Here is a 382-nt window from a genome sequence, read left to right as displayed (position 1 = left end):
AGCATGTACCCGTTGCCGGTGAATGCCTGCGGGTCCCCGAGTGCGGTCGGCGCGAGTTGCGAACCGTCGGCCCGGAAGGCGTCGACACTCGTCGAGCGCAGCGTCAGGCCGGTGTCGGCGGGGTTGGTGGGCGCCAGGCCCACCGGGAAGGCCGCCGCGTAGGCGACCGTCGTCTGCGGAATCCGGTCCTGCGGCGAATACAGGTACACCCCGCGCACCTGACTCTGATCCCGCAGCGGCCCCAGACATGCTGTCCCACTGAGGCGTTGAGGATCGGCGGCGGTGACCGGCCGAAGACTCAGGTCGGTGGCCGAGGCGCAGCCGCCGACGGCGTCGGCCTCGATGGGATGTGCCAGCGCGCCGTAGAGGCCGAAGCGCAGAC

The 382-nt window shown here is 71.2% G+C and carries 1 pseudogene; it reads right to left on the bottom strand.

The window, feature by feature from the left end:
* Window positions 1-382, bottom strand: a pseudogene (locus H7I41_RS16125) (hypothetical protein); the annotation flags it as partial.

The sequence above is a fragment of the [Mycobacterium] manitobense genome (assembly GCF_025821665.1).
Taxonomy (GTDB): Bacteria; Actinomycetota; Actinomycetes; order Mycobacteriales; family Mycobacteriaceae; genus Mycobacterium; species Mycobacterium arseniciresistens.
The sequence above is the reverse complement of the archived record's forward strand: the minus strand, read 5'-3'. Positions and strand labels throughout refer to the sequence as shown.